General features: G+C 70.6%; 1 protein-coding gene. It reads left to right on the top strand.

Annotated features, from left to right (window positions below; genetic code table 11):
- The first annotated feature begins 177 nt into the window (after positions 1–177).
- Positions 178–1,386, top strand: a complete 1,209-nt coding sequence (locus MPTA5024_RS14565) for a cytochrome P450 (protein ID WP_036324593.1) — start codon at positions 178–180, stop codon at positions 1,384–1,386.
- The last annotated feature ends 99 nt before the right edge of the window (positions 1,387–1,485 follow it).

The following is a 1,485-nucleotide window of genomic DNA, read 5'->3' as shown; positions in this document are numbered from 1 at the left end:
CCCGCAAGATCACCGAAGCCCTCGACGCCGCCTGACCCGACACCGCGGGGTCCTCTCCGGACCCCCGGGACCCGCGGCGGGTCTGCGCGGGTATGCGCGGGTCAGTGATTCGAACGCACCGCAGCCGTCGAGCTGTGCCAAGACGCACCATCGCGAAACGAGGAACGAGGAACGGCCATGAGTGAATCCCTTCACACCGTCACGACGCTGCCGACGACGCGCCGGCCCGGCTGCCCTTTCGACCCGCCCGACGAGCTGGTCGACGCCCGCCGGCACGGCCCCATCAGCCGCTACCCCTTCCCGGACGGGCACCAGGGCTGGCTGATCACCGGATACGACCTGGTCCGGTCGGTCCTCGCGGACCCGCGGTTCAGCTCGCGCAAGGAGCTCATGCTCCACCACCCGCTCATCGACTACAGCGGCGTGGAGGTCCCGCCGGCGCCGCCCGGCGAGTTCCTCCTCATGGACGAGCCGCGGCACGGGCGCTACCGCAAGCCGCTGGTGGGCAAGTTCACCGTACGGCGGATGCGGCTGCTCGCCGAGCGCGTCGAGCAGATCACGGCCGACCACCTGGACGCCATGGAGAAGGCCGGCCCGGGCGCCGACCTGGTGACCGCGTTCGCCAAGCCCATCCCGTCCATCGTCATCTGTGAGCTGCTGGGTGTCCCGTACGAGGACCGTGGCCGCTTCCAGGAGCAGATCGACACGTTCCTCGGCGGGGAGACGAGCGACGAGGACCTGATCGCGGCCTACATCGCGACCCAGCAGTATCTCGCCGAGTTGGTGGCCGCCAAGCGCGCGAACCCCACCGACGACGTGCTCAGCGACCTCATGGACACCGACCTGACCGACGAGGAGCTGCGAGGGATGGCCCTGATCCTGCTGGCGGCGGGGTTCGACACCACCGCGAACATGCTGGCGCTGGGCACCTTCGCGCTGCTGCGCAACCCGGACCAGCTGGCCGCGTGGCGTGCCGATCCCGGGCTCACCGACCGGGCCGTGGAGGAGCTGCTGCGGTATCTGAGCGTCGCCAAGACGTTCATGAGGACGGCGCTGGAGGACGTCGAGCTGGGCGGCCAGACCATCGAGGCCGGCACGACGGTCATCCTGTCGTACAACACCGCCAACCGCGATCCCGAGCGCTTCTCCGACCCCCACGTACTCGATCTCCGCAGGGAGAACGGGGGGCACCTGGCCTTCGGCCACGGCATCCACCAGTGCCTGGGTCAGCAGCTGGCCCGCGTCGAGATGCGGGTCGCGTTCCCCGCTCTGCTCGACCGCTTCCCGACGCTGCGCCTGGCCGTGCCGGCCGAGGAGGTCGAGCTGCGGCCCGAGACCGCGGACATCTACGGGGTGAAGAGCCTTCCGGTCACCTGGGACGTGTGACCGGTGAGGGCCGGTGTGGGCCGGGAAGGCCCGGGGGCGGCGTCCGGCCGGACGCCGCCCCCGGTCGATCGATGTGATCAGGCGATGGTGCAGGCGGCA

It is taken from the genome of Microbispora sp. ATCC PTA-5024 (assembly GCF_000511135.2).
Lineage (GTDB): Bacteria > Actinomycetota > Actinomycetes > Streptosporangiales > Streptosporangiaceae > Microbispora > Microbispora corallina.
This window is presented reverse-complemented; position numbering and strand designations above follow the sequence as displayed.